Origin of the sequence: Streptomyces sp. NPDC046931 (assembly GCF_040644655.1) — a bacterium.
In the GTDB taxonomy this organism is placed as follows: Bacteria; Actinomycetota; Actinomycetes; order Streptomycetales; family Streptomycetaceae; genus Streptomyces.
In genome coordinates this window covers 1-4,959 of the sequence record NZ_JBEYWX010000054.1, presented here as the reverse complement: position 1 = coordinate 4,959, position 4,959 = coordinate 1, and the positions used below count along the sequence as shown (strand labels likewise).

The window sequence follows — 4,959 nt, the reverse complement described above, 5'->3', positions numbered from 1 at the left end:
AGGGCACCCACCCGCACATCCGGATCCGCCACCACCACCGACAACAACCGGACGAACCGCTCCACCAGACCCTCGACCGTCCCCCGCTCGAACAGGTCTACGGCGTACTCCAGAACGCCGGTCATGCCGTGGGCCGGTTCGTCTCCGGCGGACGTCCGTTCGGCGAGGCTGAGGAAGAGGTCGAACTTGGCGGAGCCCGGGCTGTCCACTGCCGCCGCGTCCAGTCCCGGCATGTGCAGCCGGGCCTGCGTGTTGTTCTGGAGGGCGACCATCACCTGGAACAGTGGGTGCGCGGCCATGGAGCGGGTCGGGTTGAGGACCTCCACCAGGTGCTCGAACGGCACGTCCTGATGCTCGTACCCGGCCAGGTCCGTCTCCCTGACCCGCTCCACCAACTCCCGGAACGTCGGATCACCCGACACGTCCGTCCGCAGCACCAGCGTGTTCACGAAGAACCCGACCAGATCGTCCAGCGCCTCGTCCGTACGGCCCGCCACCGGCGAACCGATCGGGATGTCCGTGCCCGCGCCCATCCGGGACAGCAGCGCGGCGAACGCCGCCCGCGCCACCATGAAGAGGCTGGCACCGCACTCGCGGGCCAGTGCCGTGAGGCCCGCGTGCACCTCAGGTGTCACGTCAAACGCCACCCGGTCGCCGCAGAAGGAGGCCACCGCCGGGCGCGGCCGGTCCACGGGCAGCTCCAGCTGCTGCGGCAGGCCAGCGAGGTGGGCCCTCCAGTAGGCGACCTGCCGGGCGATGACGCTGTCCGGGTCGGACTCCTCGCCGAGCAGTTCGCGCTGCCACAGCGCGTAGTCCGCGTACTGCACCGGCAGCGGCTCCCACGCGGGGCCGTGGCCCTGGGTGCGGGCCGCGTACGCCGTGGCCGCGTCCCGGGCCAGCGGCGCCACCGACCAGCCGTCGCCCGCGATGTGGTGCACGACGACGGCCAGCACGTGGGCCCCGTCCGGCAGGGCGAACAAGGCGGCTCGCAGTGGCGCCTCGGTCCGCAGGTCGAACCCGCGGCCGGTCACCTCGGCCACGGCGTCCGGCAGCTCGTCCTGCCGGAGTTCACGCACCGGGAGGGCGATGTCGGCGGTGGGCATGATCCGCTGGTGCGGAACGCCGTCGTCACCTTCGGGGAAGACGGTCCGCAGCGACTCGTGCCGCTCGACCACGTCCCGCAGGGCAGCGGCCAGAGCATCGCGGTCGAGCGGGCCGGTCAGGCGGAGGACGAGGGGCACGTTGTAGGTGGCGGACCCCGGACCTTCGAGCCGGTTGAGGAACCACAGCCTGCGCTGGGCGAACGACAACGGCACCGAGTCGGGGCGAGCCATCGGCAGCAGCGCCCGGCGCGCCGCGCCGGCACCCGCCACATGCTCCGCCAGCCGTGCCACCGACGGTGCCTCGAACAGGTCCCGCAGCGGCACCTCCACGCCGAGCACGGTGCGGATCCTGCTGGTCACCCGGGTGGCGAGCAGGGAGTGGCCGCCCAGGTCGAAGAAGCTGTCGTCGATGCCGACGCGCTCCACGCCCAGCACCTCCGCGAAGATCTCGGCGAGTGCCTTCTCACGGGCGTCGCGCGGTTCCCGTCCGGAAGCCGCGTACACCGGTGCGGGCAGCGCGCGCCGGTCCAGTTTGCCGTTGGGGGTGAGCGGGAGGGCGTCGAGCAGCAGCACCACGGCGGGAACCATGTAGTCGGGCAGCAGCCCAGAGACGAACGTCCGCAGCTCGCCCGGGTCGACAGGGTCTCCGCCGTCGGCGGCGGGCACCACGTATCCGACGAGGCGCCGGTCGCCGGACCGGTCCTCGCGGACCACCACCGCCGCGCGGGCGGCCCGCGGGTGCCGGACCAGGGCCGCCTCGATCTCCCCGGGTTCGATACGGAAACCGCGGAGCTTGACCTGGCTGTCGGCACGACCCGCGTACTCCAGCCGGCCGTCGCCGTTCCAGCGCGCGAGGTCTCCGGTGCGGTACATGCGTGCCCCGGCGGGCCCGTGAGGGCTGGCGACGAACCGCTCGGCGGTGAGGGCGGGACGGGCGAGGTAGCCGCGGGCCAGGCCGTGCCCGGCGATGTACAGCTCGCCGATGACGCCCGGCGGCACCGGACGGAGCCCCTCGTCCAGGACGTACACCCGGGTGTTCGCGATCGGGCGGCCGATGGGCGGGGCGTCCGTGCCAGGAGTGATCTCGGCGAGCGTGGACGTGACGGTCGCCTCGGTCGGCCCGTACTGGTTGACGACCTGGTCGGCGTGGGCGCACAGGGTCGCGGCGAGCGGCGCGGGCAGCGCTTCGCCGCCCGTGCCGACCCGCAGTCCACGCACCATCGCGGGGTCGTGGGTGACGAGTGTCTGCCACAGCGCCGGTGTGGCCTGCATGTAGGTGACCCCGGTGTCACGGATGAGGTCCCGCAGCGTCTCGGGCCGGGTCAGGGTCGCCTTGTCGGTCAGGACCAGTCCGGCGCCGGAAACCAGCGGCAGGAGGATCTCCACGGTCGCGGGGTCGAACGCGATCGACGCCACCGCGAGGACCCGGTCACCGGCCCGCAGCGCGAGCCGGTCCTCCAACGAGGCCAGGAGGTTGACGAGCGCGCTGTGCGGAACGACGACACCCTTCGGCCTGCCCGTCGAACCGGACGTGTAGATGACGTACGCGGCGTCCCCGAGTCCGGAACCCGCCCGTGCGGGCTCGGTGTCCGGGTGTCCGGCGAAGCCGCCCGCCATGTCGTCCGGGCCGAGCACGAGCAGCGGTGCGGAGTCCTCCAGCATGAACGCGACGCGCTCGGCAGGATGGTCGAGGTCGACGGGCACGTACGCACCGCCCGCCTTCAGGACGGCCAGCACCGCCACGACCAGGTCCACGGACCGGGGCAACGCCAGCGCGACCCGCTGCTCGGGGCCGACGCCGCGTCCGCCGAGCCAGTGCGCGAACCGGTTGGCCCGGGTGTTCAGCTCCGCGTACGTCAGTGTCTCGTCACCGCTGATCACCGCGACGGCGTCCGGTGTCGCGGCGGCCTGCCGGGCGAACAGCGCGGGCACGGTGAGGTCGGGCACGGCCACCGCCGCGCCGTTCCCGCCGCGCAGCAGCGTCTCCCGCTCCCCGGGGGCGAGCACGTCGACCGTGCCGACCTTCCGGCCGGGATCGCCGCCCACCTGCCGCAGCAGGCTGACGAACCGGGCGGTCATCGCCTCGGCCGTGGACCGGTCGAACAGGTCGGCGGCGTACTCCAGGACGCCCGCCAGACCATGGGCTCGGCCGTCGGGTCCGTGCTGTTCGGCGAACGAGACGGAGAGGTCGAACCGAGCCGCGTTCGTCGGCGCCGCCGCGGCGGACACGGTGAGCCCGGGCAGGCGCAGCTCGGCCTCGGCGGTGTTCTGCATCACGAGCATCACCTGGATCAGGGGATGCCGGGACATGGACCGGACCGGGTTCAGCACCTCGACGAGGTGCTCGAACGGCACGTCCTGGTGCCCGTACGCGGCCAGGTCCGTCTCCCGGACCCGCTCCACCAGCTCCCGGAACGTCGGATCACCCGACACGTCCGTCCGCAGCACCAGCGTGTTCACGAAGAAGCCGACCAGGTCGTCCAGCGCCTCGTCCGTACGGCCGGCCACCGGTGTACCGATGGGGATGTCCGCCCCCGCACCGAGCCGGGACAGCAGGGCTGCGAAGCCCGCCTGCAGGACCATGAAGAGGCTGGCGCCGGTCTCCTGGGCGATACGGCCCAGCAGACGGTGCTGCTCCTCGTCCAGCTCGAATACCACCCGGCCACCCCGGTGACCGGCGACGGCGGGGCGGGGCCGGTCGGTGGGCAGCCGCAACTCTTCGGGCAGGTCGTCCAGTTGTCCGAGCCAGTATCCCAGCTGCCGGCTGATGAGGCTGTCCGGATCGGCGTCGTCACCCAGGACGGCGCGCTGCCACAACGCATAGTCCGCGTACTGCACCGGCAGCGGCTCCCACTGCGGGGCACGGCCCTCTGCCCGGGCCTCGTAGGCCGCCGCGAGGTCGCGCGCCAGAGGCGCCATCGACCAGCCGTCGCCGGTGATGTGGTGGAGGACGACCACCAGGACGTGAGTGGTGTCGTCCAGCGCGAGCAACCGTGCCCGCACCGGTATCTCGGACTTCAGGTCGAAACCCTGTGCCGCGAGTTCACCGAGACGCGCCGACAGGCCATCGGGTGTGACCGTCTCGACCGGGAGGTCAAGGCTGTCACCGCACGCGTCGACGTCCAGAACTTGCTGGTGCGGGGTCCCGTCGGGACCCTCGGGGAACACCGTACGCAGTGCCTCGTGGCGCGCGACGACGTCACGCAGGGCCGCGCGCAGCGCCTCGCGGTCCAGTCGGCCGCTGAGCCGCAGGGCGACGGGCATGTTGTACGTGGCGGCCGTCGCTCCCTCGAAGCGGTTCAGGAACCACATCCTGCGCTGGGCGTACGACAGCGGCACATGAGCGGGCCGCTCGGCGGCGACCAGCGCGGCCCGCGCGGTACCGGCTCGCTCGACACTGCGGTCCAGCTGTTCCACCGTGGGCCCCTCGAACAGGGCCCGCAGGGGGAGTTCGACGTTCAGGACGGTACGGATGCGGCTGATGACACGGGTGGCGAGGAGCGAGTGGCCGCCGAGGTCGAAGAAGCTGTCGTCGATACCGACCCGCTCCACCCCGAGTACCTCGGCGAAGATCCCGGCGAGGGCCCGCTCACGCTCACTGCGCGGGACACGCGAGGAGACGAACGCGGTGTAGTCGGGGGCGGGGAGGGCACGCCGGTCGACCTTGCGGTGCGCGGTCAACGGAAGTTCAGCCAGGATCACGACGACGGCCGGGACCATGAACTCCGGCAGCACCGAGCCCACATGACGGCGCACGTCCACACCCTCAAGCCCGTCCTGCCCGGCGACCGGAACGACATAGGCGACCAGCCGCTTGTCCCCCGGCTGATCCTCACGCGCCATCACCGTGACCTGC

Annotated in this window: 1 protein-coding gene; it reads right to left on the bottom strand. The window is 72.4% G+C overall.

The genetic code is table 11. From position 1 onward, the window contains the following. Nucleotides 1-4,946, bottom strand: a 4,946-nt coding sequence (locus tag ABZ876_RS38930; protein WP_361791128.1) for an amino acid adenylation domain-containing protein, incomplete at its 3' end; no start/stop codon positions are given. Nucleotides 4,947-4,959 lie beyond the last annotated feature (13 nt).